Origin of the sequence: Microbacterium atlanticum, assembly GCF_015277815.1 — a bacterium.
In the GTDB taxonomy this organism is placed as follows: domain Bacteria; phylum Actinomycetota; class Actinomycetes; order Actinomycetales; family Microbacteriaceae; genus Microbacterium; species Microbacterium atlanticum.
Genome location: NZ_CP063813.1, coordinates 1,976,976 through 2,002,078, shown reverse-complemented (window position 1 = coordinate 2,002,078; position 25,103 = coordinate 1,976,976). Strand labels below are relative to the sequence as shown.

The window sequence follows — 25,103 nt, the reverse complement described above, 5'->3', positions numbered from 1 at the left end:
TCATGGCGACCACGCTTCCACTCCAGGAGAAGACGCAGGGTCGCCCGACCACCCTGCCGCCGCGTCAGGCCGCTCTGCTCAGCGCCACCCGCGTCGAGGACAAGGGCAACATCATCGTCAAGTGGATCACCTCCACCGACCACAAGACGATCGGCTACCTCTACCTCATCTCGTCGGTGCTGTTCTTCCTCCTCGGCGGCGTGATGGCCCTCCTCATCCGCGCCGAGCTCTTCGAGCCCGGGATGCAGATCATCCCGACGAAGGAGCAGTACAACCAGCTGTTCACCATGCACGGCACGATCATGCTGCTGATGTTCGCGACGCCGCTGTTCGCCGGCTTCGCCAACGCGATCCTGCCGCTGCAGATCGGCGCCCCCGACGTGGCGTTCCCCCGCCTGAACGCCTTCGCGTTCTGGCTGTTCCTCTTCGGCTCGACCATCGCCGTCGCCGGCTTCCTGACCCCCCAGGGCGCCGCGTCGTTCGGCTGGTTCGCCTACCAGCCGCTCGCGAACGCGTCGTTCTCACCCGGCGCGGGCGGCAACCTGTGGATGCTGGGCCTGGGCATGAGCGGCTTCGGGACCATCCTCGGCGCGGTGAACTTCATCACGACGATCATCACGATGCGGGCACCCGGCATGACCATGTGGCGGATGCCGATCTTCTCGTGGAACACGCTGGTCACCAGCATCCTGATCCTGATGGCGTTCCCGGTGCTCGCCGCGGCGATCCTCGCCGCCGCGGCCGACCGCGTCCTCGGCGCCCACATCTACGACCCGCAGAACGGCGGTGTGCTGCTCTGGCAGCACCTGTTCTGGTTCTTCGGTCACCCGGAGGTGTACATCATCGCGCTGCCGTTCTTCGGCATCGTCTCGGAGATCTTCCCGGTCTTCAGCCGCAAGCCGATCTTCGGCTACAAGACGCTGGTGTACGCCACGATCGCGATCGCAGCGCTGTCGGTGGCGGTGTGGGCCCACCACATGTACGTCACGGGTGGCGTGCTGCTGCCGTTCTTCGCGCTCATGACGATGCTCATCGCGGTGCCGACAGGCGTGAAGATCTTCAACTGGATCGGCACGATGTGGCGCGGCTCGGTGACCTTCGAGACGCCGATGGTGTTCGCGCTCGGCTTCCTGGTGTCGTTCGTGTTCGGCGGCCTCACCGGCGTCATCCTCGCCTCGCCGCCGCTGGACTTCCACCTGTCCGACTCGTACTTCGTCGTGGCGCACTTCCACTACGTGGTCTTCGGCACGGTCGTGTTCGCGATGTTCGCCGGGTTCTACTTCTGGTGGCCGAAGTGGACGGGCAAGATGCTGAACGAGCGCCTCGGCTACGTTCACTTCTGGCTGCTGTTCATCGGCTTCCACATGACCTTCCTCATCCAGCACTGGCTGGGCGTGGACGGCATGGTGCGCCGCTACGCCGACTACTCGGACGCGGACGGCTGGACGTGGCAGAACCAGGTCTCGACGATCGGCGCCATCATCCTCGGCGCCTCGATGATCCCGTTCCTGTTCAACGTGTGGATCACCGCCCGCAAGGCGCCGAAGGTCACCGTCAATGACCCGTGGGGCTATGGGGCGTCGCTCGAGTGGGCCACCTCGTGCCCGCCGCCGCGTCACAACTTCACGTCGATCCCGCGCATCCGCAGCGAGCGTCCCGCGTTCGACCTCAACCACCCCGAAGCCGGCATCCCGGTGGGTGTCGGTCCGGCGAAGGACGCTCCCGAAGCCCCGACCGTCGACCTCGCCGAGGGAGAGGTGAAGTAAGTGCGTACCAACGCCGGACTCTGGTGGCTGCTGGCTGCCTTCTTCTTCGTCGTCGCGGTGATGTACACCGTCTGGAACCTGCTGTCGCACTGGGACACCAATGCGACCGGCGGGCAGCAGATGTGGGAGACGATCACCCTCTCGATCGAGTGGGTCGGCAGCGTCGCGCTGCTGTTCACGGCCTTCATGGCCGCGCTCATCGCCTTCTACGTGGGCAAGGTGCACAAGGCGCAGGGCGGCGAGCTGCCCGAAGACATCCTGACGGCCGACATCGACGACGGCGACCCGGAGCTGGGCGAGTTCAGCCCGTGGTCGTGGTGGCCGATCGTGCTGGCCTTCTCGGCGGCGCTCGGCATGATCGGCCTCGCCGTGGGTGCGTGGCTGATGCCGATCGGCATCGCGGTCTTCGTCGTCGCCATCGTCGGCTGGGTGTACGAGTACTACCGCGGCTACTTCGCGCGCTGACGCGTCGCGGCGGCGTCGTCGCCGGGCGCACGAACGGAGAGGGCCCCGTCTCAGACGGGGCCCTCTCTGTTCGCATTCAGCGCGTCGCCGGTCACCCCGCGACCGGTGCGCGGACGACCATGACCTGGGAGTCGAAGACCCGGGGGAGCGGTCCCTCCGCGTTCTCGACGGGCTGGCCTTCGCGCACCCAGTACTCGTAGCCGCCGATCATCTCCTTGACGCTGTAGCCGAGCTTCGCGAACTCGACCGCGCCCTTGGCGCCGGCGTTGCACCCGGGGCTCCAGCAGTAGACCACGACCGGAGTCGCCGGGTCGATCTCGCGCGGAGCACGCTCGGCGATCTGCCGGTAGGGCACGTGGACAGCGCCGGGGATGCGTCCCTGCTTCCAGGCCTCGTCACCGCGCACGTCGACGAGCGTGAACCGCTCGCCGGCCTTCTGGGCGGCGTACACGTCGGAGGCGTCGGTCTCGAGGGCGAGCTTGGCGGAGAAATACGAGAGGGCGTCGATCATGGCTCCACGCTAGGCCAGGGTCGGCGGCGCGACCGGACGGGCAGCGGTCAGAGGACATGCGATTCCTGCCGTTCCCGGCCCGGCATCTTTCGATACCCTCGGACGGCCGACGCCGGCAGCCCGCACGACGCGCGGGGAAACGACGGATGCCTCGGCACGAACTGCAGTTCGTGCCGAGGCATCCGATGGTCGACGCGTCGAGCTCTACGAGTCGCGCTCCTTCTCGCGGTTGCGCGGCGGCTTCGTGCCGGCCTCCGGTTCGGGGACGATCACGTTCGAGGGGCGCACAGCCGTCTCGGAGTTGCGCCCATCGTCGATCGGCTTGTGCGGGGCGTCCGGCACACCGGCGCGCTCGTGCGCTCCCTGCAACTCGAGGTCCTCTTCGGCGGCGATGTGCTCGAGGTTGTGCTGCTGGTGGGCGACCGCCGCGTCGAGCTCGCTCTGCGTGACGGGCGTGAGGCGGTCCTCGAAGAACCAGCGCGAGATGGACGCGCGGAGGTTCTCGTGCCACGGGATGCGCCCCTTGGCATTCGGGCGCACGACCAGCGGCTCGTACGAGTCGACGTCGGCGAGCCGGAAGCGCTCGTACTCGTCGACCGGCTGGTGCACCTCGATGTACTCGCCGCCCGGGAGGCGCACGATGCGACCCGACTCGTAGCCGTGCAGCAGGATCTCGCGGTCCTTCTTCTGCAGCGCGATGCAGATGCGCTTGGTGACGAAGTAGGCGATGATCGGGCCGATGATCAGCAGCACCTGGAGGGTGTGGATGACGCCCTCCATGGTCAGCCAGAAGTGCGTGGCGATGATGTCGGACGACGCCGCCGCCCACATGACCGCGTAGAACGTCACACCGGCGGCGCCGATGGCGGTGCGGGTGGCCGCGTTGCGCGGGCGCTGGGCGATGTGGTGCTCGCGCTTGTCGCCGGTCACCCATGCCTCGATGAAGGGGTAGATGATGACGAGCAGCAGGAAGACGCCGATGACGCCCAGCGGAACGAGGATGTTGAACGACCAGGTGCGGTCGAGGAACACGACCTCCCATCCCGGCGGGATGAGGCGCAGCATGCCGTCCGCGAATCCGATGTACCAGTCGGGCTGGGTGCCGGCCGACACCGGGGACGGGTCGTACGGGCCGTAGTTCCAGATCGGGTTGATCGTGAACAGCGAGGCGATGAGCACGATGACGCCGAACGTGATGAACAGGAAGCCGCCCATCTTCGACATGTAGACCGGCATCATCGGGTAGCCGACGACGTTGCTGTTCGTGCGCGCGGGGCCGGCGAACTGCGTGTGCTTGTTGATGACCATCAGCATGAGATGGACCACCAGCAGGGCGACGAGGATCGCGGGCAGCAGCAGGATGTGCAGCGTGTAGAGACGGCCGACGATGGCGGTGCCCGGGAACTCGCCGCCGAACAGCAGGAACGAGGTCCACGTGCCGATCAGCGGGATGCCCTTGATCATGCCGTCGATGATGCGCAGGCCGTTGCCCGAGAGCACGTCGTCGGGGAGCGAGTAGCCGGTGAAGCCCTCGCCCATCGCGAGGACGAACATGACGAAGCCGATGACCCAGTTGAGCTCACGCGGCTTGCGGAACGCGCCGGTGAAGAACACGCGCAGCATGTGCACGCCGATGCCGGCGATGAACACCAGCGCGGCCCAGTGGTGGATCTGCCGCACGAGCAGGCCGCCACGCAGGTCGAAGGAGATCTCGAGCGTCGAGGCCATCGCCGCCGACATCTCGATGCCGCGCATCGGGAGGTAGGCGCCGTTGTAGTGCGTCTCGGTCATCGACGCCTGGAAGAAGAACGTCAGGAACGTGCCCGACAGGAGCACGACGACGAAGGCCCACATCGCGATCTCGCCCAGCATGAACGACCAGTGGTCGGGGAAGATCTTGCGGCCGAGCTCCTTGACGAAACCGGAAAGGCTCGTGCGCTCGTCGATGTAGTTGGCGGTCGCGCCGATGAAGCGGCCGCCCAGCGGCTTGTCACGCGGCGGCAGCGGCCCGGGTGAGACCGCCGGCTCCCGAGTGACGTTCTCGGTGGGGTGAGTGGTACTCAATGACGCTCCCAGAAGCTCGGACCGACGGGCTCGGTGAAGTCGCTCCGCGCGACGAGGTAGCCCTCGTCATCGACGGTGATGGGCAGCTGAGGCAGCGGACGCGCGGCCGGGCCGAAGATGACCTTGGCCTGGTCGGTGACGTCGAACTGCGACTGGTGGCAGGGGCACAGCAGGTGGTGCGTCTGCTGCTCGTACAGAGCGACAGGGCAGCCGACGTGCGTGCAGACCTTGGAGTACGCGACGATGCCGTTGTACGACCAGTCCTTGCGCTCGTCGGTCTCGATGAGCTGCTCGGGGAGCAGACGGACCAGCAGCACGAGAGCCTTGGCCTTCTCCTCGAGGTAGCCCTCCTCGTGCGAGAGCTCGGCGAGAGGCTCGGGGATCACGTGGACGGCGGAGCCGAGCGTGAGGTCCGCGGCACGGATGGGCTCTCCGGTCGGGTCGTGCGCGAGGCGCATGCCCTCTTCCCACATGGTGTGCTCGAGGAGGAAGACCGGATCGCCCGCGTGCGGGTTCTCGGGGGTGTTGAAGGGCGCCAGACCGCGGAACAGGACCACGCCGGGCACGATCGAGGCCGCGAGCGCCGCGAAGAGACCGTTCCGGATCATCGTGCGACGGCCGAACCCGGACTCCTCGTTCGCGTCGGCGAAGGCCTTGATCGCCGCCTGACGCGTCGTGTCGCGTCCGCGGGTCGCGTGGCGGGGCTCGATGAACTCCTTGTCGGACATCACGGCCTTCGACCAGTGGATGACCGCGATGCCGATCGCGAGAAGCGCGAGGCCGATGCCGAGACCGATGAAGAGGTTGTTGGCGCGGATGTCGGCCATCCGGCCGCTCTCGATCGGGAAGAGCATGTAGGCGGCGATGGCCCAGATGCTGCCGGCGATCGACAGGTAGAAGAGCGTGTAGACCGTGCGCACGGCCCGCCGCATCGCGACGGGGTCCTTGTCGGTCATCCGCTCGCGATGCGGAGGGAGCTCCGGGTTGCGCACCGGGTCGGTGACCGCCACGGCGAGCCCGGGGGAGGGCTTCCAGGAAGCCCTCTCGTGCTCGAGCGGGTCGTCCTCGTGGGCCATGCTGCTCCTCGTCAGTATTGCGTCTTGCGTTCGACTATCAGTTGGACTTCGCCGTGATCCACACGGTGAGGGCGATCAGCGAGCCGATGCCGAAGATCCAGATGAACAGGCCCTCGGATACGGGACCGAGTGAGCCGAGCGTGAAGCCCCCGGGCGACGGCTCGTCCTGCAGGTAGAGCAGGTACGTGATGATGTCGCGCTTCTCTTCGGTGGTCAGCGTCATGTCGTTGAACACCGGCATGTTCTGCGGACCGGTGACCATGGCCGCGTACATGTTGAGGGGGGTCGTGGTGTGCAGGGCGGGGGCGTACTTGCCCTCCGTCAGCGCGCCGCCCGCGCCGGCGACGTTGTGGCACATCGCGCAGTTGATGCGGAAGAGCTCGCCGCCCTCGCTCACGTCGCCCTGGCCATCCAGGACCTCTTCGTCGGGGTAGGTGGGGCCGGGGGCGATCGACTGGACGTACGCGCCGATCGCCGCGATCTGCTCGTCGGTGAACTGCACCGGCTTCTGCGGAGCCTGCGGCCCCTGCATCTGCAGCGGCATGCGGCCGGTGCTCATCTGGAAGTGCACCGCGAGCTCGCCGACGCCGTAGAGCGACGGGCCGTCCTCGGTGCCCTGCACGTCGAGCCCGTGGCACGTGGCGCAGTTGGCCTGGAACAGCCGCTCGCCGTCCTCGACGGTCAGTGCGGAGTTCACCGCCGTCTCGGGGGTCGTGGCAGCCATCGCGGCGGACGCGCCGGCGTAGACGCCTCCGGTGATGAGCAGGCCGATGCCGATCAGTGCGGCGGCGGCCCAGGGGCTGCGGCGGCCTTTCGAGCGGCGCGTGGTCTCTCGTGCCATGTCGGGGTTCAGCTCCGCTCTCACTTGAGGAAGTAGATGACGAGGAAGAGGGCGATCCAGACGACGTCGACGAAGTGCCAGTAGTACGACACCACGATCGAGGACGTCATCTCCTTGCGCCCGAAGTTCTTGACCGCGTAGGCGCGGCCGATCACCAGCAGGAACGCGATCAGCCCGCCGGTGACGTGCAGCGCGTGGAAGCCGGTGGTCAGGTAGAAGGCCGACGCGTAGGCGTTGGCGGTGATCGGCATGCCCTCGGCGACGAGCTGGGCGTACTCCCACACCTGGCCCGAGACGAAGATCGCGCCGAGCGCGAACGTCAGCCAGAACCACTCGACCATGCCCCAGCCGAGCCACCCGCGCTTCTTCGTCGAGTACGGCTGGAACCGCTCGGCGGCGAACACACCCATCTGGCACGTGACCGACGACAGCACGAGGATGATCGTGTTGACAGTCGCGTACGGGATGTTCAGCAGCTGCGTCTCCTCGGCCCACAGATCGGGCGAGGTGCTGCGGAGGGTGAAGTAGATCGCGAACAGTCCCGCGAAGAACATCACCTCGCTGCCGAGCCACACGATCGTGCCGACAGCGACCGGATCCGGCCGCTTGACGGACCGCATGGCCTGGGAGTAGGTCGCTGTGGAGGTCGTCACGCTCCCCATTATGGCCGATCCAGAGGGGAGAGTTTCGCACCGCGGGGCATCTCTTTCGACGGAGATGAACTAAGGAGAACCTAAGAGTTCGGTGACAGGTCGCCGGGAATGCGAGGTGAAGACCCCGATTCACCGTGGACGGGACGCCGTGTCACGAAAGGGTTGCGATCTGCGGCCCCGGCTAGGCTTCTTCGCTATGGCGGAGTTGTACACCTGGCCGGCGATCCTGACGTCCCTGCTCGAGCGACGCGACCTGAGCGTCTCGGAGTCCACGTGGGCGATGAGGCAGATCATGTCGGGAAGCGCCACGCCCTCGCAGCTGGCCGGATTCCTCGTCGCGCTCCGGGCCAAGGGCGAGACCGTCGATGAGATCGTCGGCTTCCGCGACGCGATCCTGGAGGCAGCCTTGCCGCTGCCCGTCGACGCCGCGGTGCTCGACATCGTCGGCACCGGCGGCGACCGGTTCGGCACCGTCAACGTCTCGACCATGTCTGCGCTGGTGGCCGCGGCATCCGGTATCCCCGTCGTCAAGCACGGCAACAAGGCGGCCAGCTCGTCGTCGGGATCGTCGGACGTGCTCGGCGCGCTCGGCGTCGACCTCACCCTCTCGCCGGACGCCGTCGCCGAGACGCTGTCGCGCGCCGGCATCACGTTCGCCTTCGCGGCGGCCTTTCACCCCGGCTTCCGGCATGCCGGCGCGACGCGCGCCGAGCTCGGCGTGCCGACGGTGTTCAACTTCCTCGGTCCGCTGTGCAACCCGGCACGCGCCGAGGCCAACGCGGTCGGCGTCGCACACCTGGATCGCGTGCCCCTCATCACCGGCGTGTTCCGCACGCGTGGCGCGACGGCGCTGGTCTTCCGCGGCGACGACGGGCTGGACGAGCTCACCACGACCGGTCACAGCCGGCTGTGGGAGGTCAGCCGCGGCGACATCCACGAGCACGACCTCGACCCCCGCGATCTCGGCATCCCGTTGGCAGACATCGACGACCTGCTCGGCGGCGACCCGGTGCACAACGCGGGTGTGGTGCGGCGCGTGCTCGACGGCGAGGAGGGCGCGGTGCGCGACATCGTGCTTCTCAATGCCGCAGCGGGGATGGTGGCGTACCGGCTCTTCCGCGACGCCACTCAGGTGCAGCGCCCCATCCTGGAACGTCTCGCCGAGGCGCGCGACGACGCCGCGCTGGCCATCGACACCGGCGCGGCGGCAGCGACCCTCGACCGCTGGGTCGAGGCGACGCGGTCGTTCGCGGCCTGATCTCTGACCCCCGCCGCTGCCCGGCGTGTGGTCTTCCGCGGTCCGCGCCGTCGGCGCTACCGTGTGGCTCACGATGTGCCGTTCCGAGGAGGCAGCATGAGTCAGGAAGAGCCCCGCACCGCCGACGTGATCGAACCCCCGGAGAAGAAGGTCGGGCTGGTGAAGGCGGTCGGCATCCTCGGGATCGTCGGAGGCATCCTTCTGATCGTGGTCGCGATCATCGCCTGGATCGCCGTCACCAGCCAGCTGACGGCGGAGAACATCACGATCCCCGACGACGCGGTGGCGTTCCAGGGGCAGCAGGTCACGGGACCCTTCACCGCCTACGTGCAGGCCGACATCATCAACAAGCACGCGCTCGAAGCCTCCGGCGGCCAGACGTACGCCGAGCTCGATCAGGACGACCCGGTGCGGGCGACGGTCATGCAGGCATCGTTCCTGCGGGCATCGCTGTTCACCTCCGTCGTCGCGTACGGCGTCGCGCTCTTCGCGGCCGGCATGGGCGTGCTCGCCATCCTCTTCGGGTGGGCCATCCATCGCCTCGCGAGCGTGCCGGTCGTCATCCGGCGCGCGAATGTCGTCTGACGCTCGCCACCGCGCGTGAATCCGCACGACGCGCTCGTCGAGATCGCCACGCTCCTCGAGCGGGAGCGTTCGTCGCGGTACAAGTCGAAGGCGTTCCGGGCCGCGGCCGATGCGATCGCAGGGCTCAGCGACGCGGAGCTGCGGGATGCCGCGACGCTGCGCCGGCGCAAGGGCATCGGTGACTCCACCTTCGCGGTCATCCAGCAGGCGCTCTCGGGCGAGGTGCCGGGCTACCTCGTCGACCTGCGTGAACGGGCGGGTGTGCAGCGGACCTCGACGCTGCGGCCGCTGCTGCGCGGCGACCTCCACTCGCACAGCGACTGGTCGGACGGCCTGACCTCGATCGACCTCATGGTGGACGCCGCGCGCGCGCTCGGACACGAGTACCTCGCGCTGACCGACCATTCACCCCGCCTCCGCGTCGCGAACGGGCTTTCGCCCGAGCGGCTGCGGGCGCAGCTCGAGGTCGTCGCGGGCATGAGCGGCGACGGATTCACGCTGCTGTCAGGCATCGAGGTCGACATCCTCGAGGACGGTGCGCTCGATCAGCAGCCGGAGCTGCTCGACGAACTCGATGTCGTGGTCGCGTCGGCCCACTCCAAGCTGCGCATGGAGCGCGGACCCATGACGCGCCGGCTGGTCGCTGCGGCGCGCACCCGGCACGTCGATGTGCTCGGGCATGTGACCGGGCGGCTCGTCGAAGGGTCCCGCGGCACGCGGCCGCCGTCGACGTTCGACGCGCGCGCGGTGTTCGAGGCGTGCGCCGAGCACGGCGTCGCGGTGGAGATCAACTCGCGTCCCGAGCGGCAGGACCCGCCCGACGAGCTCATGACGCTGGCGCTGGAGATCGGATGCCTCTTCTCCATCGACTCCGACGCGCATGCGCCCGGACAGCTCTCGCTGCTGGACTACGGCGCCGAGCGGGCGGAGCGCCTGGGGGTGCCGGCCGAGCGCATCGTCACGACGTGGCCGCTGGACAAGCTGCAGGCGTGGACGCGCCGCGCGCGCTGACTACAGCGCGTCGAGCGCATCGACGATGCGGGTCATCGCGCTCGAGAGCGCCCACCGCTCCGCCAGCGCCGCGGCATCCGCCTTCGCATCCTCGTCGAGTGGTCGCAGCCGGTGGTCGGGCACCTGGAGCGGCAGGTCGCGGACGACAGCGACGACCTGCGGTGCGACCGTCAGATAGGGGAGTCCGGACAGCACCTTGGACCGGACGCCCGCCGACATGCCGTCGCCGGCCTGCGCCGCCGCGATGATGCCGACGAGATCGCCGTGGGTCGCGAGCAGCCCGGCCGCCGTCTTCTCCCCGATTCCGGCGACGCCCGGCAGCCCGTCCGACGAGTCGCCCCGCAGCGTCGCGTAGTCGGCGTACTGCGAGGGCAGGACGCCGTACTTCGCGACGACCGACGCGTCGGTCAGCACTTCGAGGTTGCTCATGCCCCGGGCGGTGTAGATCACCCGCACGCCGCGCGCGTCGTCGACGAGCTGGAACAGGTCGCGGTCGCCGGTGACGATGTCGACGGGCATGGTGGCGGTCGTCGCCAGCGTGCCGATCACGTCGTCGGCCTCGTGCTCAGTCGCGCCGACGATCCGGATGCCGAGGGTGTCGAGCGCCTCGCGGATGACCGGCACCTGCACCTCGAGCGGGTCGGGCACGACCTCGACGTCGGGGCCGTGCGCGACGACCTCCGCGACCCGGTGGGTCTTGTACGTCGGGATCAGGTCGACCCGCCACTGCGGTCGCCAGTCGTCGTCCCAGCACGCGACGAGATGGGAGGGACGGTACGTGGTGACGAGCCGCGTGATGATGTCGAGGAAGCCTCGCACCGCGTTCACCGGAGTCCCGTCGGGGGCCCGCACGGTGTCGGGGACGCCGTAGAACGCTCGGAAGTACAGCGAAGCGGAGTCCAGCAGCATCAGGCGTTCGGTCACGCGTTCATCCTGGCACGCGGCGCCGACGCGCACCTTCGGTCTGCCGGTGTTCAGCAGCCTGGGCCCGACGGGTCCTCCGCGCACGTGCGATCGACCAGTGCGGTGCGCACCTCCACCACGCGGACGCCGTAGCCCGGCCCCTCGGCCCGGACGACCCCCGGCACACTGCGCCACGCGCCGTTGCCGAAGTCGACGGATGCCGCGTACTCGACCGTCACCGACACCGCATACGTGCCCCGCTCGCGGTACACGTGGCTCGTCGGGGTGGGCGTGAACTGCCCCTGACCGAGCGCCGCCCACGTCGTGCCGCCGGTGGAGGTGCGGCTGCTGGTGCCGTCGCCGTGGTCGAAGATGTAGGCCGTCGGCACGAACCGCACCGTCACGTCCCAGCCGAGCACCGTCCCCGGGATGCGCTCCTCGGATGCCGTCGCCACCAGGTTCGTCGGCATGCCGACGACGCCGAAGCCGGCCGGCTCGCCGCCGAGCGTCGGCGACGCCGGACGGAAGGAGGCGATGTCGGCGAGGGTCACGTCGGGGAACCCGACGACGGTGTACTCGATGCACCGGTTGAGCGGCCCGCAGTCCTCGGGGGGAGCGGGGGCGGGGGCGGACCCCTCCCCACCGGAGTTTGGTCTGCTGCGGTCCGCCGGACGCGACCCCGGTTCAACCCGCCCGCTAGCAACGTCGAGCTGGGAGCCGCCTTCGGCAACATAGGCAGTTTGCCAGCCACCTGCCCCTCCAGACGGGGGCGGGGTCTCCCCGGAGGGAGCGGCCAACAACGCGAAGGCGAGAAGTGTCGTCGTCAACTGCATGGAGGCCCGTCCTGCCGGGCGCTGATGTCTTCGATAAGCAAGCTGCGGGGTGCGTTGGGCTCATGGACTAGCGACACCGTTGTGCGCTGCATGTCTGGCCGAGTGCTGTCGACTATAGATTGACCGCTCGCGTCCAGCAGATCGACCGACGACACGTCCACACATACGTCCAGGGACACCTCGCTCTTCATTGGCTCATACGCTGCGAGTTCCAACCGGGTGACGACAGACTCACCAACAACGGTGACTCCGTCAGCGTGAAAGCTCGACAGGCTCTTTCGATCGGAGGCGTTCGCCTCGCCCGTCGTCCACTCGTAAACGCCCTCGAACGTCTCGGGGTCGCTCAGGTCGACCGCGTTCAGTGCGTCGACGTACGCGCGGTACGTCGCCTCCGCGGCGGCGAACGCCTCTTCCTCACTCGCGAAGGCTGCGGTGGGAGTCGGAGCGGGAGGCTCGGGCGTCGAGCACCCCGAGAGGGCGAGCACGAGCGCGATCCCGATGGCTGCGACCCCGCGGTTCCTCACGACACCCACGCTAATCGCGGCGCCCGGTGAGGCTCGGGAGTTATCCACACCCGCAGGCGGAGGAAGCCGGCGATCTCGACGGGGGCTCGGATCGCCGGCTTCGGGCGGGTCCACGGGAGTCCGTGCTGGGGGGTACAGGGCTCCCGTACGAAGGACGCATCGCCGTTCGGTGCACCGGACAGGACTGAACAGTCCCTTCCGGCGTACTGATCAATCATCGCAACCCCGCCTGTGAGCCGGCCATGGCTGCGCCGTGCAATCACCGCACGATGTGGCCGCGATGCCACACGGCATGCCGCCACAGCTGCCGCGGCATCCGGGCGTATCCTCGTGCGATGACGACCGCCGCGAGCCGGCTCGAGTTGCGAGCGCTGCTGGACGAGCTGCATGACGCGGCGACGACGCGTCTGGCGATGCTGGACGACACGCTCGCCGGGCTGCGCGCCGACCGCGGCACCGACGTCGCCGACGACGAGCACGACCCAGACGGCGTCACACTGTCGGGGGAGTGGGCCCGCACGGTGGGGCTCGCCGAGGGTGCCCGCCGTGAGATCGCCGAGATCGACGAGGCGGTCAGGCGCTGGGAGGCGGGCACCTACGGCGTGTGCTCCGACTGCGGGCGAGGCATCCCGATCGCCCGCCTGCGTGCGCGGCCCTTCGCGACCCGGTGCGTCTCGTGCGCCCAGAAGGCCGGAGCGTGACGTGTCGCCGGACTCCGGCTTCCCCCGCGTGGCCGATGCGGACCGCTGCCCGTGCGGCAGCGGCGAGCGGTTCGGCGGATGCTGCGCCCCGCTGCTGCGCGGAACTCCGGCGCCGACCGCCGAGCGGCTGATGCGCTCCCGCTACACCGCCTTCGTCGTCGGCGACGAGCGGTACCTCGCCGGCACGTGGCATCCGGGAACCTGCCCGGCGGATCTGACCCTCGATCCGGCGCAGCGTTGGACGGGCCTGGAGATCCTCGAGGTGGACGCGGGAGGCGAGGAGGACGCGCGCGGCATCGTGGAGTTCCGCGCCGGCTGGCGATCCGGCCGGGAGCGCGGCGTGCTGCACGAGCGGAGCCGCTTCGTCAGGCAGAGCGGGCGGTGGTGGTACCTGGACGGCCGCATCGATCCGCCCTGAGAGGCCCGGCCCGTGCGCGGGCGCCGATAGCGTGAGTTGCATGACCACTCAGGCCGAGAAGGCACAGATCCTTGCCCACCTGCACGCCGCGCCCGAGATCCTGCGCGTCGTGAACGTGTGGGACGCCGTGTCGACCCGCGCCGTCGCGGCCCTCCCCGAGACCCGGGCGATCGCCACCGCCGGGCACTCGATCGCCGCGACCTTCGGCTATGCCGACGGCACCATCCCGCTGGACCTGTCGCTGGACATGCTCGCCCGCATCGTCGAGGCAGCCGGTGATCTGCCGGTCAGCGCCGACCTGGACGCCGGCTACGACGATGCAGGCGAGACCGTCCGCCGCGCGATCGGCGCCGGCGTCGTCGGCGCGAATGTGGAGGACCGCTTGCGGCCGCTCGACGAAGCCGTCGCAGCGGTCAGGGCGATCGTCAAGGCGGGCGAGTCCGAAGGCGTCCCGTTCGTTCTCAACGCCCGCACCGACGCTCTCGTGCGGGCCAAGGACCGGCCCGTCGGGGAGTCGATCGCCGACGCCATCGAGCGCGGACGGGCGTACCTCGACGCGGGCGCCGACCTCGTGTTCGTGCCCGGCGTTCTGAACGCCGAGATGACGGGCGAACTGGTGGCGGGCATCGGCGAGCGTCGCATCAGTGTGATCGGCCTGCCCGGCGCCCTGTCGTCCACCGAGTACGGGGCGCTCGGGGTCGCCCGTATCTCGTACGGCCCGATGACGCAGCGCGTCGCGCTGACGGCGCTGCAGGACACCGCAGCCGAGCTCTACCGCGGCGGCGTCATCCCGGCCTCGACGCGCGCCCTGAACTGACCTGTCGTGACCTGACGGCGGCGCCCGCGCCGCCGTCAGGTGTCGTGCTCGAGCGGAGCGCGGTCTTCGCGGTGGTCGTCCGGCGCGCCCGCGGGGTAGTCGCTGTCGCTGAGCTCGGGTCGACGGCGCAGGTAGAGGGCGCTCGCGACGAGGCCGCCCCACACCACCACGATGGCCAGGACGAGGAAGGTGATCGCCACCGGTGTCATGACGACTCCTTCTCGGTGCGCACCGCGCCGCCTGCGCGCGGCGTCGGATAGTCGGGCCAGGCGGTGAAGTCATCCGGCGACTGCCGCCACCGCAGCGCCGTCACCGCGATCGCCGCCACGACGATGAACAGGATCGTTCCCCAGCCGAAGACGAGGAGATACCACTCGGGCAGATCCGCGTACCCCTCCACCCCGAGCGTGACGATGCGTGAGATGAGCATGTAGCCCAGCACGACGGGTGCGAGCACGCCCACCAGCGCGATCCAAACCTTGCCCACCTTGAACGTCGAGACGGCGTTGAGGTGGAACCGCAGCTCGGGACCGCGGCGGAGCACCCAGATCACGAGGATGGTGGTGAGGACGGCGGATGCCACGATCCCGATGTTGTTCGCCCACTGGTCGGTGACGTCCAGGGCGAGCAGCCCGGTCGTCGTCGAGAAGAAGAGGATGGACAGCACGGCCGACAGGACGCCCACACCGATAGCGGCGGCGCGCGTCGACAGGCCGAACTTCTCCTGGATCGCGGCCGAGACCACCTGCAGCACCGAGATCAGCGATGTGAAGCCCGCGAGCGTCAGCGATCCGAAGAAGAGGCAGCCGAACAGCGGGCCGCCGGGCATCTGAGACACGATCGCGGGGAAGGTGATGAACGAGAGTCCGACTCCCGTCAGGCCCTCGAGCTCCGACACCGCGACGTTCTGCTGAAACGCGAAGAACCCGAGGGTGGCGAAGACGCCGATGCCGGCCAGCACCTCGAAGGACGAGTTGGCGAACGCCACCACAAGACCCGGCCCCGTCAGGTTGGCCTTGCGCCGGCGATACGAGGCGTAGGTGATCATGATGCCGAAGGCGATCGACAGCGAGAAGAAGATCTGGCTGTACGCCGCGATCCACACGTCGGGATCCGCCAACGCCGCCCAGTTCGGCGTGAAGAGGGCGTTGAGTCCTTCCGCCGCGCCGTCGAGGAACAGCGCGCGCACGACGAGGACGAGGAACGCGACCACCAGGAGCGGCAGGAAGACGACGTTCACCCGCTGCAGACCCTTGGCCACGCCCGCGGCGAGCACGGCGATCGCCGCGATCCAGACGATCGCGAGGGGGATCAGGACGCCCGGCACGAACTCGAGGCTGAGCCCCGGCTCGCCCACCTTGAGGTACTCGCCGGTCAGGAAGCCCGCCGGGTCATCGCCCCAGCGCAGGTCGAACGAGAAGACGAAGTAGCTGAGCGCCCACGCGATGACGGCCGTGTAGTAGAGGCCGATGACGAAGGCGATCGCGACCTGGAACCAGCCGAGCGACTCCGTCCATCGTCCCACCGTGCGCCCGACGCGCCGGAAGGCGGTCGGCGCGGCGCCCCGGAAGCGGTGACCGAGCGCGTAGTCCAGGAACAGGATCGGGATGCCCGCGGTCAGCAGGGCGACGAGGTAGGGGATCAGGAACGCCCCGCCGCCGTTCTCGTACGCGACGCCCGGGAAGCGCCAGATGTTGCCGAGACCGACCGCCGAGCCGATGGCGGAGAGGATGAAGCCGACCTGGCCGGTCCATTCCTCGCGTCTGGGCGGGGTCGTCGTGGCGCCTGTGGGGCCGGTGTTCGCTGCGGTCACGTCGTCGTCCCTCCGTCGGTTCTGCACCGTACCAGCCCGGTGCCGCTCCGGCCAGGGCGGCGCGCGCGGACCGGTGATCGGCCGGAGCGCGACGCGCGCAGGTCAGCGCGGCGCCACGGCGTCCAGCAGCAGGTCGAGAGCCCGGTGGGCGCAGTCCCGCGCGGCGACGTCGTCGGGCCGGTCGGCGAGGCGCAGCGCGGCCTCGTTCATGGCGCCGCTCAGCTGCTGCGAGACCGCGTCGACGAGGTCGGGCGGCACCGTGCCCAGCGCCTCGACGGCCTCGCGCAGCTCGCGCCCCGAGGCGGCGGCATCCAGCTCTCGCCACTGCGCCCAGCCGAGGACCGCGGGTGCGTCGACGAGGAGCACCCGCGCGGCGCGGTCGTCGGTGATCGCGTCGAGGAAGGCGTGACTTCCGGCGCGAAGCTGAGCCGCGGCATCCGTCTCCTGCTCCGCGGTCGCGACGACGCGAGCCGCGATCTCGCTCTGCAGCTGCGCGGCGACGGCACGGAACAGTGCCGGCTTGCCGTCGTAGTGGTGGTACACGGCACCGCGCGTGACACCCGCCCGGCGAGCGATGTCGTCGACGGATGCCGCGGCGAAGCCCTCCGCCGAGAACCTCTCGCGGGCGATGTCCAGCACTCGTCGTGCGGTCTCGGCGGCGTCGGCAGCGCTTGCGCGAGGCATGGGTTCCTTTACGTACGTCGAGTATGTATCGTTCAGCTTACCGACACAGTGTACGTAAAGGAGAGACCATGGAGACGATGACCAGCTTCTATCCGGTCGTGATGACGACGGATGCCCCCGCTGCCGCCCGCTTCTTCGAAGAGCACTTGGGGTTCGCGCCCACGTTCGCCGCGGACTGGTACGTCAGCCTGCGGCGCGACGCGGCGGAGCTGGCGTTCCTCGCCAGCGACCACGACACGATCCCGGCGGGGTTCGGCGTTCCCGCGCGAGGAGTGCTGCTGAACGTGGAAGTCGACGACGCCCGGGCGGCGTACGAGCGTCTGGTAGCCGACGCTGGGCTGCCGTGCGTGCTCGCCCTCCGAGACGAGCCCTTCGGCCAGCGTCACTTCATCCTCGTCGCACCCGGCGACGTGCTCGTGGATGTGATCGAGCCCATCGAGCCCTCCGACGACTTCCGGGCGGCGTTCTCCTGACCCTGCATATCCGCCCTCCGGGCCCGCCTAGACTCATGCAGTCGCGTCGGAGGAGGACACATCGATGAGCCGGGCCCAGGAGCTGTTCCGTCGCAAGCCCGTGGCCCCGCCGGCGGCTGCGCCCGGCGGTCTTACCCGCGGCATCGGCACCTTCCAGCTCGCGATGCTCGGCGTCGGGTCGACCGTCGGCACGGGCGTGTTCTTCGTCATGCACGAAGCCGTGCCGCTCGCGGGACCCGCGGTCATGCTCGCCTTCGTCGTGGCGGCTGTCGCCGCGGGGCTCTCGGCCGTCTGCTACGCCGAGATGGCGTCCGCCGTGCCGGTGTCGGGCTCCACCTACTCGTACGCCTACGCCACGCTCGGCGAGATCGTGGCGATGGGCGTGGCCGCATGCCTGATGCTGGAGTACGGCGTGTCGACCGCCGCCGTCGCCTCGGGCTGGAGCGGCTACCTCGACCGGCTCGTCGGCGACCTGCTCGGATGGGACATCCCGGCCGCCCTCACGGTCGGCCCGCTCGAAGGCGGGGTCATCAACCTGCCGGCCGTCGTCCTGGTGGGACTGTGTGCGCTGCTGCTCATCCGCGGCACGCGCGAGTCGGCGATCGTCAATGTGGTGATGGTCGTCATCAAGCTCGCGGTGCTCGTGATGTTCGGGGCGATCGCGATCACCGCGTTCCAGGCCGACAACTTCGCGGACTTCGCACCCTACGGTGCGGCCGGCGTCACCGCGGCCGCGGGCACTATCTTCTTCACCTTCATCGGCCTGGACGCCGTGTCGACGGCGGGCGACGAGGTGCGCGATCCCCAGCGCTCGCTGCCGCGCGCCATCCTCATCGCGCTGGGCACGGTCGTCGCCGTCTACCTGTTCGTCGCGGTCGCCGCGGTGGGCGCGCAGCCGTGGACGCGGTTCGAGGACCCCGACCAGCAGAGCGCAGGTCTCTCGGTGATCCTCAGCGATGTGCTCGGCGCGCAGTGGCCCGCGACCGTGCTGGCGGCGGGTGCGGTCATCTCCATCTTCTCCGTCACGCTGGTCACGCTGTTCGGCCAGACGCGCATCCTCTATGCGATCGGCCGCGACGGGCTGATCCCCCGCGCGTTCGCGCGTGTCGATCCCCGCACGCACACCCCGGTGTTCGCCACCGTCGTGGTCGCGATCGCTGTCGCCGCGCTCGCGGGCTTCATCCCCCTGTCGAGCCTGTGGGATCTCGTGTCGATGGGCACGCTGGTGGCGTTCATCGTCGTCTCGGTCGGAGTCATCGTCCTGCGGCGGACCCGTCCCGACCTGCCGCGGGCGTTCCGCGTTCCGGGCTACCCGGTGACGCCCGTGCTGTCGATCCTCGCGTGCGTGTACCTCATCACCGGACTCGGCTGGTCGACCTATGCGTGGTTCGGCGTCTGGGTGGCCGTCGTGCTCGCCTTCTACCTCTTGTGGGGCCGGCGGCACAGTCTTCTCGCACGTGGGGACGTGGTGACGGATGCCGCGACCGGCGCGCCCGGCGGCGACCGCCGTGCTGACGCCGACCACCGGGACTCCTAGGTGTGATGTCCAGGCAGGTTGTTGAGTCTGCTGAAGGGTGGGGCTCCGATGGCGGAGTGGCGCCTGTGCTGATTGTAGAAGTGCAGCCAGCCGGGCAGCGCGGCGCGACGCTCGGTGTCTGAGGGGTAGAAGCGGGCATAGGCCCAGCCGTCGGCGAGGGTGCGATGGAAGCGTTCTATCTTCCCGTTCGTCTGCGGGCGGTAGGGGCGGGTCCGTTTGTGTCGGATGCCGAGCATGGCGCAGGCGTCTTTCCAGGCGTGGGAGCGATAGGCCGATCCGTTGTCGGACAAGACTCGCTCGACGGTGACGCCGCGGTCAGCGAACCATGCGACCGCGCGTTCGAGCACGCCGATCGCGGTGACGGCGCGCTCATCGCTGCAGATCTCGACGTAGGCGACGCGGGAGTGGTCGTCGATGACGGTGTGCAGGAACGCGGTGCCGATGTTGGGATGCCCTTTCTCGGTGTATCCGGCGCCGGCGCGGGCGGCGCGCTGCTTGTTCTTCTTGCCTTGCTGCTTGCCGACGTAGCGCCAGCCGCCGCCGTCGGGGATGTTGCCGAACTTGGTGACGTCGACGTGGATCAGGGATCCGGGATGGTCGTGTTCGTAGCGGCGGATCGGCTCGCCGGTGACCCGGTCGATGTGGCTGAGCCGGTTGATCCGGGCCCGCACCAGCACCGCATGCACCGTTGAGGCGGGAACGCCGAGCTCGCCGGCGATCTGCACCGGCCCCAGCCGCCGACGCCACCGCAACCGCACGATCCGTTTCACTGTCGCGGGCGGCGTCTTGGTCGGCATCGAGCGCGGCCGGCTGGACCGGTCAATCATTCCCGCGGGCCCTTCGGCCCGGAACCGGGCCGCCCACTTGCGCGCCGTCGGCGGTGAGGTCATGAACATCTTCGCCGCGACGGCGACCGGCCAATGCTCCTCGACGATGAGCTTGGCCAGCCGCAGACGAGCGCGCGGGGTCAGAGCAGCGTTAGCGTGGGACAACGAAGGCCTCCTGTGATGCGTGAGCGGTTCCTAGACAGCTCCACTCTCGCAACGGGAGGCCTTCGCCCGTCAGCAGATCACACGCGATTCACGCAACAACGTCCCTGGACATCACACCTAGGCGGGGGCCGCCTCCGCCGACGCGCGCAGGCGTAGCCTGGGTGGTCCGACGGAGGGAGTCCCATGGCCCGCATCCTGATCATCGGCGGTCACGGCAAGGTCGCGCTGCTGCTCGAGCCCCTGCTGGTGTCGCGCGGCCACACCGTGACGGCCGTGATCCGCCACGCCGACCAGGCGGACGACGTCGCGGCGACCGGCGCCCAGGCGCTCGTGGCCGACGTCGAGTCGTTCGACCTCGGCCAGCTCACCAACCTGATCGCCGGGAACGACGTCGTCGTCTGGTCCGCCGGCGCCGGAGGCGGCGATCCCGCGCGCACCTACGCCGTCGACCGCGACGCGGCGATCCGATCGATGGACGCGGCAGCGGCCGCGGGTGTGCTGCGCTATGTGATGGTGTCGTGGATCGGCTCGCGCGAGGACCACGGCGTCGATCGCGACAGCTCCTTCTTCCCCTACGCGGATGCGAAGTGGGCCGCCGACGCGCATCTCGCACAGAGCGAGCTCGACTGGACCATCCTCGCTCCGGGGACGCTCACGCTCGATGCACCGACAGGGCGGATCGCGATCGACCCCCCAAGCCCCGGCGAGGTGCCGCGGGCGGACGTCGCGGCCGTGATCGCGGCATCCATCGCCGACGACTCGACGATCGGACGCACCATCCGCTTCGGCAGCGGCGACGAGGTCATCGGCCACGCGGTGGCCGGCTGAGTCAGTCCTCGCTCGAATGCAGCCCGCGGTGGGCGGAGAGCAGAGTCACCTCCGGCCGGTCGGCGACCAACCGCTCGGCGTGGTCGAGGACATCCCGCACATGCGACGACCCGGACGCCACCACCGATACGCCGATCCTCGCGCGCCGGTGCAGGTCGTGCTCGCCCACTTCGGCGGCAGCGGCCTCGGTGCGGCGGCTGAGCTCGGCGACCAGCGGCCTCAGCACGCTGCGCTTCTCCTTCAGCGACCGGACCTCGCCCAGCAGCAGGTCGAATTCGATCCACCCGATCCACATGCGTCCATGCTGGCAGGGCGCGGGGGACTGGGCATCCGCACGCCGGGCGCGCACCCGGCCGGCGTCGCCGCGCCCGCCCCGCCGCCGGCCCGTAGGCTGGGGTGCATGCTCGCCACCGTGATCCATGCCGCCCGCGACATCCGCGTGGAGTCCGTTCCCGATCCGGTGCTGTCGACCGGCGCCGATGCGATCGTGCGCGTCGCGGCCGCGTGCGTGTGCGGTTCCGACCTGTGGCCCTACCGCGGGGTGACCCCGACGAAGGAGCCCCACCGCATCGGGCACGAGTTCGTCGGCGTCGTCGAGGAGGTCGGACCCGACGTCGCGGTGGTGCGGCGCGGCGACTTCGTGATCGCGCCGTTCTACGTCTGCGACGGCACGTGCGCGAACTGCCGCAACGGCGTCAGCACGTCGTGCCTGGCGGGCGGATGGTGGGGCAGCGACGACCGCTTCGGCGGCTTCGCGGACGGCGGCCAGGGCGAGCGGGTGCGGGTGCCGCTGGCCGACGGCACGCTCGCCGTCGTGCCGGGACCGGTGGCAGACGACGAGATCCCCGGCCTGCTCACCTTGAGCGACGTCATGGGCACCGGCCATCACGCCGCCGTCTCGGCAGGCGTGCGCCGCGGCGACAGCGTCGCGGTGGTGGGAGACGGCGCGGTCGGACTCTGCGCGATCATCGCGGCCAAGCGGCTGGGCGCCGGCACGATCATCGCGATGTCGCGGCATCCGCAGCGTGAGGCGCTCGCGCGCGAGTTCGGCGCGACCCACATCGTGCAGGAGCGCGGGGATGCCGGCGTCGAGGCCGTGCGTGAACTCACCGACGGGATCGGCGCCGACCGCGTGCTGGAGTGCGTCGGCACCAAGGAGTCGATGGATCAGGCGCTGCGCTCGGCTCGCCCGGGCGGGATGGTCGGCTACGTCGGCGTCCCCAACGGGGGTCCCGAGCTCCCGGTGCGCCAGATGTTCGACCGCAACGTCGGCGTGAACGGCGGGGTCGCCCCGGTGCGGGGCTACATCGACGAACTGCTGCCGGACGTGCGGTCGGGTGCGATCAGGCCGGGGCGGGTCTTCGACCTCGAGCTCCCGTTGTCCGAGGCCGCGGAGGCCTACGCCGCCATGGATGAGCGGCGCGCGATCAAGGTGCTGCTGAGGCCCTGAGGCGTCGCCCGGCGCGCCACGTGCCGGATTCGCGATCCGCGACGCGCCCGCGAGCCTGCGGCCGCGCGCCGCGGCGTGCGGTAGAACAGCAGAAGTCGAAGGGACATCCGAACCGTGAAGCTCGTCAAGCGCATCGTGCTGGTGCTCGTCATCGCGTTCGCGGCGTTCTACCTGATCACGCGGCCGCAGGACGCGGCGAACGCCGTGCAGGGCGCCATCGGCGCCGTGTGGGGCGCCGGCGTCGCCGTGACCGATTTCTTCGTGGCCCTCGCCCAGGGCTGACGATGTTCGATCCGCGGATCGACAAGCACCTGATCACCGATCAGGGCGAGCGGATCGTCGACGAGGTGCGCAAGCACTGGGCCGCCAGCGTCTCGGCGGCGCTCGAGCTCTTCGCCGGCGTGGTGGTGCTCCTCCTGACCTTCTCGGTCCCGGCGCAGGCGTGGTGGGTCCCCGCCCTCCTCGGCGGGGCCGTCGCGGTCCACGCCGTGTGGCGCCTCTTCGAGCAGCACACCGACCGGTTCGTGATCACCAACATGCGGGTGTTCCGGGTGCACGGCATCGTGTCGCAGCGCATCGCCACCATGCCGCTCACGCGCATCCTCGACATCTCCGTCCACAAGCCCGTCATCGGGCGCATCGTCGGATACGGCCACTTCGTGTTCGAGTCCGCCGCCCAGGAGCAGGGGCTCCGCGATATCCGCTACGTCGGGGATCCCGACGGCCGCGGCCTGACGATCCAGCGCGTCATCCAGCAGGCGGGCCTCCGCGGAGCGGCCGGTCGTCCGGAGTTCGCCGGTGCAGCGATCGCCCCCGCCCTCCCGCCGGCGACGACCCCCGCCATGCCGTCCGCCACCGTGGACCTCGGACGCGAGCGGCCGTCGACCGCGCCGGTTCCCGAGGCGCGGGCATCGGGCCCCGCCTCGGGCTGGGACTGGCTCGCCGAGGCGCAGCGGCGCGAGGACGAGCGGCTCGCGCAGCTGCGCGGCGAGCCGGCGTCCAGAAGCGAGGTCTTCGACCCCGATCGCACCAGCACCGCGCCGATCGATCTGCCGCGCTGAGGCACCCTCCGCGCGTCTCGCGCCGCGATGCCGGGGAACATCGCGGATGACCCGCGCGTTCTGATACCCTGGAGCGTCACTCGTGTGGCTGCTTCGCCACGCCTGAGTACCGGCTTGCGCCGGTGCCGGGATCCCGGCTGGGCCGGGTGGCATCGCTTTACACAATCCGCCTCGCCTCGGCTGGAGGCATCCGTTCGCGTCCGCGCGGCCGGCTGCCGCTGAAAGCCGCGGCCCGACTCCCAACCCAACAAGGACAACCCACTACATGACTAGCGCAACGACCGCCACGGCCACCAAGCAGGTCGCGATCAACGACATCGGCTCTGCTGAGGACTTCCTGGCCGCGGTCGAGAAGACCCTGAAGTTCTTCAACGACGGCGACCTGATCGAAGGCACCGTGGTGAAGATCGACCGCGACGAGGTGCTCCTCGACGTCGGCTACAAGACCGAGGGTGTCATCCCCTCGCGCGAGCTCTCCATCAAGCACGACGTCGACCCGAACGAGGTCGTCAAGGTCGGCGACGAGGTCGAAGCCCTCGTTCTCCAGAAGGAGGACAAGGAAGGCCGCCTCATCCTCTCCAAGAAGCGCGCCCAGTACGAGCGCGCCTGGGGCGACGTCGAGAAGATCAAGGAGAACGACGGTGTCGTCACCGGCTCCGTGATCGAGGTCGTCAAGGGCGGTCTGATCGTCGACATCGGCCTGCGCGGCTTCCTGCCGGCGTCGCTCATCGAGCTCCGCCGCGTGCGCGATCTCACGCCGTACCTCGGCCAGGAGATCGAGGCCAAGATCCTCGAGCTCGACAAGAACCGCAACAACGTCGTGCTCTCGCGCCGTGCGCTGCTCGAGCAGACGCAGTCCGAGTCGCGCACCACGTTCCTCAACAACCTCCACAAGGGCCAGGTCCGCAAGGGCACGGTCTCGTCGATCGTCAACTTCGGTGCGTTCGTCGACCTCGGTGGCGTCGACGGTCTCGTCCACGTCTCGGAGCTGTCGTGGAAGCACATCGAGCACGCGTCCGAGGTCGTCGAGGTCGGCCAGGAGGTCACCGTCGAGATCCTCGAGGTCGACCTCGACCGCGAGCGCGTCTCGCTGTCGCTCAAGGCGACGCAGGAGGACCCGTGGCAGGTCTTCGCCCGCACGCACGCGATCGGACAGGTCGCGCCGGGCAAGGTCACCAAGCTCGTGCCGTTCGGTGCCTTCGTCCGCGTCGCGGACGGCATCGAGGGCCTCGTGCACATCTCCGAGCTGTCGGGCAAGCACGTCGAGCTGGCCGAGCAGGTCGTCTCGGTCGGTGAAGAGGTCTTCGTCAAGATCATCGACATCGACCTCGAGCGTCGCCGCATCTCGCTCTCGCTCAAGCAGGCGAACGAGTCGGTCGACCCCAACGGCACCGAGTTCGACCCGGCGCTCTACGGCATGGTCACGGAGTACGACGAGCACGGCGAGTACAAGTACCCCGAGGGCTTCGACCCCGAGACCAACGCCTGGCTCGAAGGCTTCGATGAGCAGCGTGAGAAGTGGGAGCAGGAGTACGCCGCCGCCCACGCGCGCTGGGAGGCTCACAAGGCTGCCGTCACCAAGGCCCTCGAGGCCGAGGCGGCCGCTCCGGTCGAGACCGGCGCGTCGTCGTTCTCGTCCGACAGCGGCCCTGCGGGCACGCTGGCTGACGACGAGGCCCTCGCGGCTCTGCGTGAGAAGCTCTCGGGTCGCTGATCCCGAGCTGAGTCGCCGGGTTCGCTGAACCCCGGTCCGAGAAGGCCGTCACCCGCCGGTGGCGGCCTTCTCGCATACCTGCTGCGACCCGCCTCGGGCGGGCGTCGGTGGCCGGGGGTACCGTC

The 25,103-nt window shown here is 69.6% G+C and carries 28 protein-coding genes; 15 read left to right on the top strand and 13 right to left on the bottom strand.

What is annotated here, in order from left to right; genetic code table 11:
* Positions 1-2: 2 nt before the first annotated feature.
* Positions 3-1,766, top strand: a complete 1,764-nt coding sequence (gene ctaD, locus IR212_RS09100) for an aa3-type cytochrome oxidase subunit I (RefSeq protein WP_194395630.1) — start codon at positions 3-5, stop codon at positions 1,764-1,766.
* Complete coding sequence (locus IR212_RS09095) at positions 1,767-2,231, top strand: cytochrome c oxidase subunit 4 (protein WP_194395629.1); 465 nt, start codon at positions 1,767-1,769, stop codon at positions 2,229-2,231.
* A 91-nt stretch (positions 2,232-2,322) separates the two neighbouring features.
* Here IR212_RS09095 and IR212_RS09090 read toward each other — a convergent pair whose 3' ends face one another.
* The 5 genes from IR212_RS09090 to ctaE all read right to left on the bottom strand — a co-directional run bounded on the left by IR212_RS09090 (position 2,323) and on the right by ctaE (position 7,385).
* A complete protein-coding gene (locus IR212_RS09090; RefSeq protein ID WP_194395628.1) occupies positions 2,323-2,742 on the bottom strand; it encodes a rhodanese-like domain-containing protein in 420 nt (139 codons plus the stop codon).
* Positions 2,743-2,946: 204 nt separating this feature from the next.
* The gene (gene qcrB, locus IR212_RS09085) at positions 2,947-4,746 is read right to left on the bottom strand and encodes a cytochrome bc1 complex cytochrome b subunit (RefSeq protein ID WP_194398611.1); all 1,800 of its coding nucleotides are present in this window, start codon (positions 4,744-4,746) and stop codon (positions 2,947-2,949) included.
* Positions 4,747-4,802: 56 nt separating this feature from the next.
* Positions 4,803-5,882, bottom strand: coding sequence for a cytochrome bc1 complex Rieske iron-sulfur subunit (qcrA, locus tag IR212_RS09080; protein WP_194395627.1), 1,080 nt, complete (start codon positions 5,880-5,882; stop codon positions 4,803-4,805).
* A gap of 37 nt (positions 5,883-5,919) precedes the next feature.
* Positions 5,920-6,723 (bottom strand): cytochrome bc1 complex diheme cytochrome c subunit, encoded by an 804-nt coding sequence (gene qcrC / locus IR212_RS09075; RefSeq protein ID WP_194398610.1) that lies wholly within the window; start codon positions 6,721-6,723, stop codon positions 5,920-5,922.
* A 20-nt stretch (positions 6,724-6,743) separates the two neighbouring features.
* Positions 6,744-7,385 carry an aa3-type cytochrome oxidase subunit III gene (ctaE, locus tag IR212_RS09070; RefSeq protein ID WP_194395626.1) on the bottom strand — a complete coding sequence of 214 codons (642 nt, stop codon included), beginning with the start codon at positions 7,383-7,385 and terminating at the stop codon, positions 6,744-6,746.
* Between the two features lie 187 nt (positions 7,386-7,572).
* Between ctaE and trpD the strand changes: the two genes are divergently transcribed.
* From trpD to IR212_RS09055, 3 genes are all read left to right on the top strand, one after another.
* Entirely contained in the window at positions 7,573-8,634 is a 1,062-nt protein-coding gene (trpD, locus tag IR212_RS09065) for an anthranilate phosphoribosyltransferase (protein WP_194395625.1), read from the top strand.
* Between the two features lie 96 nt (positions 8,635-8,730).
* Positions 8,731-9,219: an aromatic ring-opening dioxygenase LigA gene (locus IR212_RS09060; RefSeq protein ID WP_194395624.1), complete on the top strand. Its 489-nt coding sequence runs from the start codon at positions 8,731-8,733 to the stop codon at positions 9,217-9,219.
* 15 nt (positions 9,220-9,234) lie between these two features.
* Positions 9,235-10,230, top strand: a complete 996-nt coding sequence (locus IR212_RS09055; RefSeq protein ID WP_194395623.1) for a PHP domain-containing protein — start codon at positions 9,235-9,237, stop codon at positions 10,228-10,230.
* On the opposite strand, the gene IR212_RS09050 is transcribed toward IR212_RS09055, so the two are convergent.
* The 3 genes from IR212_RS09050 to IR212_RS09040 form a co-directional block, all read right to left on the bottom strand.
* Complete coding sequence (locus tag IR212_RS09050; protein ID WP_194395622.1) at positions 10,231-11,154, bottom strand: 5'-3' exonuclease; 924 nt, start codon at positions 11,152-11,154, stop codon at positions 10,231-10,233. It lies immediately after the preceding gene.
* Positions 11,155-11,204: 50 nt separating this feature from the next.
* Positions 11,205-11,684 carry a PKD domain-containing protein gene (locus tag IR212_RS09045; RefSeq protein ID WP_194395621.1) on the bottom strand — a complete coding sequence of 160 codons (480 nt, stop codon included), beginning with the start codon at positions 11,682-11,684 and terminating at the stop codon, positions 11,205-11,207.
* A gap of 272 nt (positions 11,685-11,956) precedes the next feature.
* A complete protein-coding gene (locus IR212_RS09040) occupies positions 11,957-12,490 on the bottom strand; it encodes a hypothetical protein (protein ID WP_194395620.1) in 534 nt (177 codons plus the stop codon).
* A gap of 335 nt (positions 12,491-12,825) precedes the next feature.
* Here IR212_RS09040 and IR212_RS09035 point away from each other — a divergent pair, with 335 nt between their 5' ends.
* Genes IR212_RS09035 through IR212_RS09025 form a run of 3 tightly spaced genes read left to right on the top strand, consistent with a single transcriptional unit; the run spans position 12,826 to position 14,426 of the window.
* Positions 12,826-13,191, top strand: coding sequence for a TraR/DksA family transcriptional regulator (locus IR212_RS09035; RefSeq protein ID WP_194395619.1), 366 nt, complete (start codon positions 12,826-12,828; stop codon positions 13,189-13,191).
* A gap of 1 nt (position 13,192) precedes the next feature.
* Complete coding sequence (locus IR212_RS09030; RefSeq protein ID WP_228479244.1) at positions 13,193-13,609, top strand: YchJ family protein; 417 nt, start codon at positions 13,193-13,195, stop codon at positions 13,607-13,609.
* 40 nt (positions 13,610-13,649) lie between these two features.
* A complete protein-coding gene (locus tag IR212_RS09025; protein WP_194395618.1) occupies positions 13,650-14,426 on the top strand; it encodes an isocitrate lyase/PEP mutase family protein in 777 nt (258 codons plus the stop codon).
* A 35-nt stretch (positions 14,427-14,461) separates the two neighbouring features.
* On the opposite strand, the gene IR212_RS09020 is transcribed toward IR212_RS09025, so the two are convergent.
* From IR212_RS09020 to IR212_RS09010, 3 genes are all read right to left on the bottom strand, one after another.
* Positions 14,462-14,635: a methionine/alanine import family NSS transporter small subunit gene (locus IR212_RS09020; RefSeq protein ID WP_194395617.1), complete on the bottom strand. Its 174-nt coding sequence runs from the start codon at positions 14,633-14,635 to the stop codon at positions 14,462-14,464.
* Positions 14,632-16,239: a sodium-dependent transporter gene (locus IR212_RS09015; RefSeq protein WP_194395616.1), complete on the bottom strand. Its 1,608-nt coding sequence runs from the start codon at positions 16,237-16,239 to the stop codon at positions 14,632-14,634. Before IR212_RS09015 ends, IR212_RS09020 begins: the two co-directional genes overlap by 4 nt.
* 102 nt (positions 16,240-16,341) lie before the next feature.
* Positions 16,342-16,923, bottom strand: a complete 582-nt coding sequence (locus IR212_RS09010; RefSeq protein WP_194395615.1) for a TetR/AcrR family transcriptional regulator — start codon at positions 16,921-16,923, stop codon at positions 16,342-16,344.
* 68 nt (positions 16,924-16,991) lie between these two features.
* On the opposite strand from IR212_RS09010, the gene IR212_RS09005 reads away from it, so the two are divergent.
* Positions 16,992-17,396 (top strand): VOC family protein, encoded by a 405-nt coding sequence (locus tag IR212_RS09005; protein WP_194395614.1) that lies wholly within the window; start codon positions 16,992-16,994, stop codon positions 17,394-17,396.
* A 64-nt stretch (positions 17,397-17,460) separates the two neighbouring features.
* Positions 17,461-18,933 (top strand): APC family permease, encoded by a 1,473-nt coding sequence (locus tag IR212_RS09000; RefSeq protein WP_194395613.1) that lies wholly within the window; start codon positions 17,461-17,463, stop codon positions 18,931-18,933.
* Here the strand turns inward: IR212_RS09000 and IR212_RS08995 are convergent.
* Positions 18,930-19,925, bottom strand: coding sequence for an IS481 family transposase (locus IR212_RS08995; protein WP_194395612.1), 996 nt, complete (start codon positions 19,923-19,925; stop codon positions 18,930-18,932). The two genes, IR212_RS09000 and IR212_RS08995, sit on opposite strands and share 4 nt — an antisense overlap.
* 183 nt (positions 19,926-20,108) lie before the next feature.
* Between IR212_RS08995 and IR212_RS08990 the strand changes: the two genes are divergently transcribed.
* Positions 20,109-20,753 (top strand): SDR family oxidoreductase, encoded by a 645-nt coding sequence (locus IR212_RS08990; RefSeq protein ID WP_194395611.1) that lies wholly within the window; start codon positions 20,109-20,111, stop codon positions 20,751-20,753.
* A gap of 1 nt (position 20,754) precedes the next feature.
* On the opposite strand, the gene IR212_RS08985 is transcribed toward IR212_RS08990, so the two are convergent.
* Positions 20,755-21,048: a DUF503 domain-containing protein gene (locus tag IR212_RS08985; RefSeq protein WP_194395610.1), complete on the bottom strand. Its 294-nt coding sequence runs from the start codon at positions 21,046-21,048 to the stop codon at positions 20,755-20,757.
* 105 nt (positions 21,049-21,153) lie between these two features.
* On the opposite strand from IR212_RS08985, the gene IR212_RS08980 reads away from it, so the two are divergent.
* From IR212_RS08980 to rpsA, 4 genes are all read left to right on the top strand, one after another.
* A complete protein-coding gene (locus tag IR212_RS08980; RefSeq protein WP_194395609.1) occupies positions 21,154-22,203 on the top strand; it encodes a zinc-dependent alcohol dehydrogenase family protein in 1,050 nt (349 codons plus the stop codon).
* Positions 22,204-22,317: 114 nt separating this feature from the next.
* Positions 22,318-22,485: a hypothetical protein gene (locus IR212_RS08975; RefSeq protein ID WP_194395608.1), complete on the top strand. Its 168-nt coding sequence runs from the start codon at positions 22,318-22,320 to the stop codon at positions 22,483-22,485.
* A gap of 2 nt (positions 22,486-22,487) precedes the next feature.
* On the top strand, positions 22,488-23,264 hold the full coding sequence (locus IR212_RS08970; protein ID WP_194395607.1) for a PH domain-containing protein: 777 nt from the start codon (positions 22,488-22,490) through the stop codon (positions 23,262-23,264).
* A gap of 265 nt (positions 23,265-23,529) precedes the next feature.
* Positions 23,530-24,978 (top strand): 30S ribosomal protein S1, encoded by a 1,449-nt coding sequence (rpsA, locus tag IR212_RS08965; protein ID WP_194395606.1) that lies wholly within the window; start codon positions 23,530-23,532, stop codon positions 24,976-24,978.
* The last annotated feature ends 125 nt before the right edge of the window (positions 24,979-25,103 follow it).

Excerpts from the sequence above, each read along its gene's own strand:
- ctaD (WP_194395630.1), top strand. The coding sequence starts at position 3 with ATGGCGACCACGCTTCCACTCCAGGAGAAGACGCAGGGTCGCCCGACC.
- IR212_RS09090 (WP_194395628.1), bottom strand. The coding sequence starts at position 2,742 with ATGATCGACGCCCTCTCGTATTTCTCCGCCAAGCTCGCCCTCGAGACC.
- qcrA (WP_194395627.1), bottom strand. The coding sequence starts at position 5,882 with ATGGCCCACGAGGACGACCCGCTCGAGCACGAGAGGGCTTCCTGGAAG.
- qcrC (WP_194398610.1), bottom strand. The coding sequence starts at position 6,723 with ATGGCACGAGAGACCACGCGCCGCTCGAAAGGCCGCCGCAGCCCCTGG.
- ctaE (WP_194395626.1), bottom strand. The coding sequence starts at position 7,385 with ATGGGGAGCGTGACGACCTCCACAGCGACCTACTCCCAGGCCATGCGG.
- trpD (WP_194395625.1), top strand. The coding sequence starts at position 7,573 with ATGGCGGAGTTGTACACCTGGCCGGCGATCCTGACGTCCCTGCTCGAG.
- IR212_RS09060 (WP_194395624.1), top strand. The coding sequence starts at position 8,731 with ATGAGTCAGGAAGAGCCCCGCACCGCCGACGTGATCGAACCCCCGGAG.
- IR212_RS09035 (WP_194395619.1), top strand. The coding sequence starts at position 12,826 with ATGACGACCGCCGCGAGCCGGCTCGAGTTGCGAGCGCTGCTGGACGAG.
- IR212_RS09025 (WP_194395618.1), top strand. The coding sequence starts at position 13,650 with ATGACCACTCAGGCCGAGAAGGCACAGATCCTTGCCCACCTGCACGCC.
- IR212_RS09020 (WP_194395617.1), bottom strand. The coding sequence starts at position 14,635 with ATGACACCGGTGGCGATCACCTTCCTCGTCCTGGCCATCGTGGTGGTG.
- IR212_RS09010 (WP_194395615.1), bottom strand. The coding sequence starts at position 16,923 with ATGCCTCGCGCAAGCGCTGCCGACGCCGCCGAGACCGCACGACGAGTG.
- IR212_RS09005 (WP_194395614.1), top strand. The coding sequence starts at position 16,992 with ATGGAGACGATGACCAGCTTCTATCCGGTCGTGATGACGACGGATGCC.
- IR212_RS09000 (WP_194395613.1), top strand. The coding sequence starts at position 17,461 with ATGAGCCGGGCCCAGGAGCTGTTCCGTCGCAAGCCCGTGGCCCCGCCG.
- IR212_RS08990 (WP_194395611.1), top strand. The coding sequence starts at position 20,109 with ATGGCCCGCATCCTGATCATCGGCGGTCACGGCAAGGTCGCGCTGCTG.
- IR212_RS08985 (WP_194395610.1), bottom strand. The coding sequence starts at position 21,048 with ATGTGGATCGGGTGGATCGAATTCGACCTGCTGCTGGGCGAGGTCCGG.
- IR212_RS08980 (WP_194395609.1), top strand. The coding sequence starts at position 21,154 with ATGCTCGCCACCGTGATCCATGCCGCCCGCGACATCCGCGTGGAGTCC.
- IR212_RS08970 (WP_194395607.1), top strand. The coding sequence starts at position 22,488 with ATGTTCGATCCGCGGATCGACAAGCACCTGATCACCGATCAGGGCGAG.
- rpsA (WP_194395606.1), top strand. The coding sequence starts at position 23,530 with ATGACTAGCGCAACGACCGCCACGGCCACCAAGCAGGTCGCGATCAAC.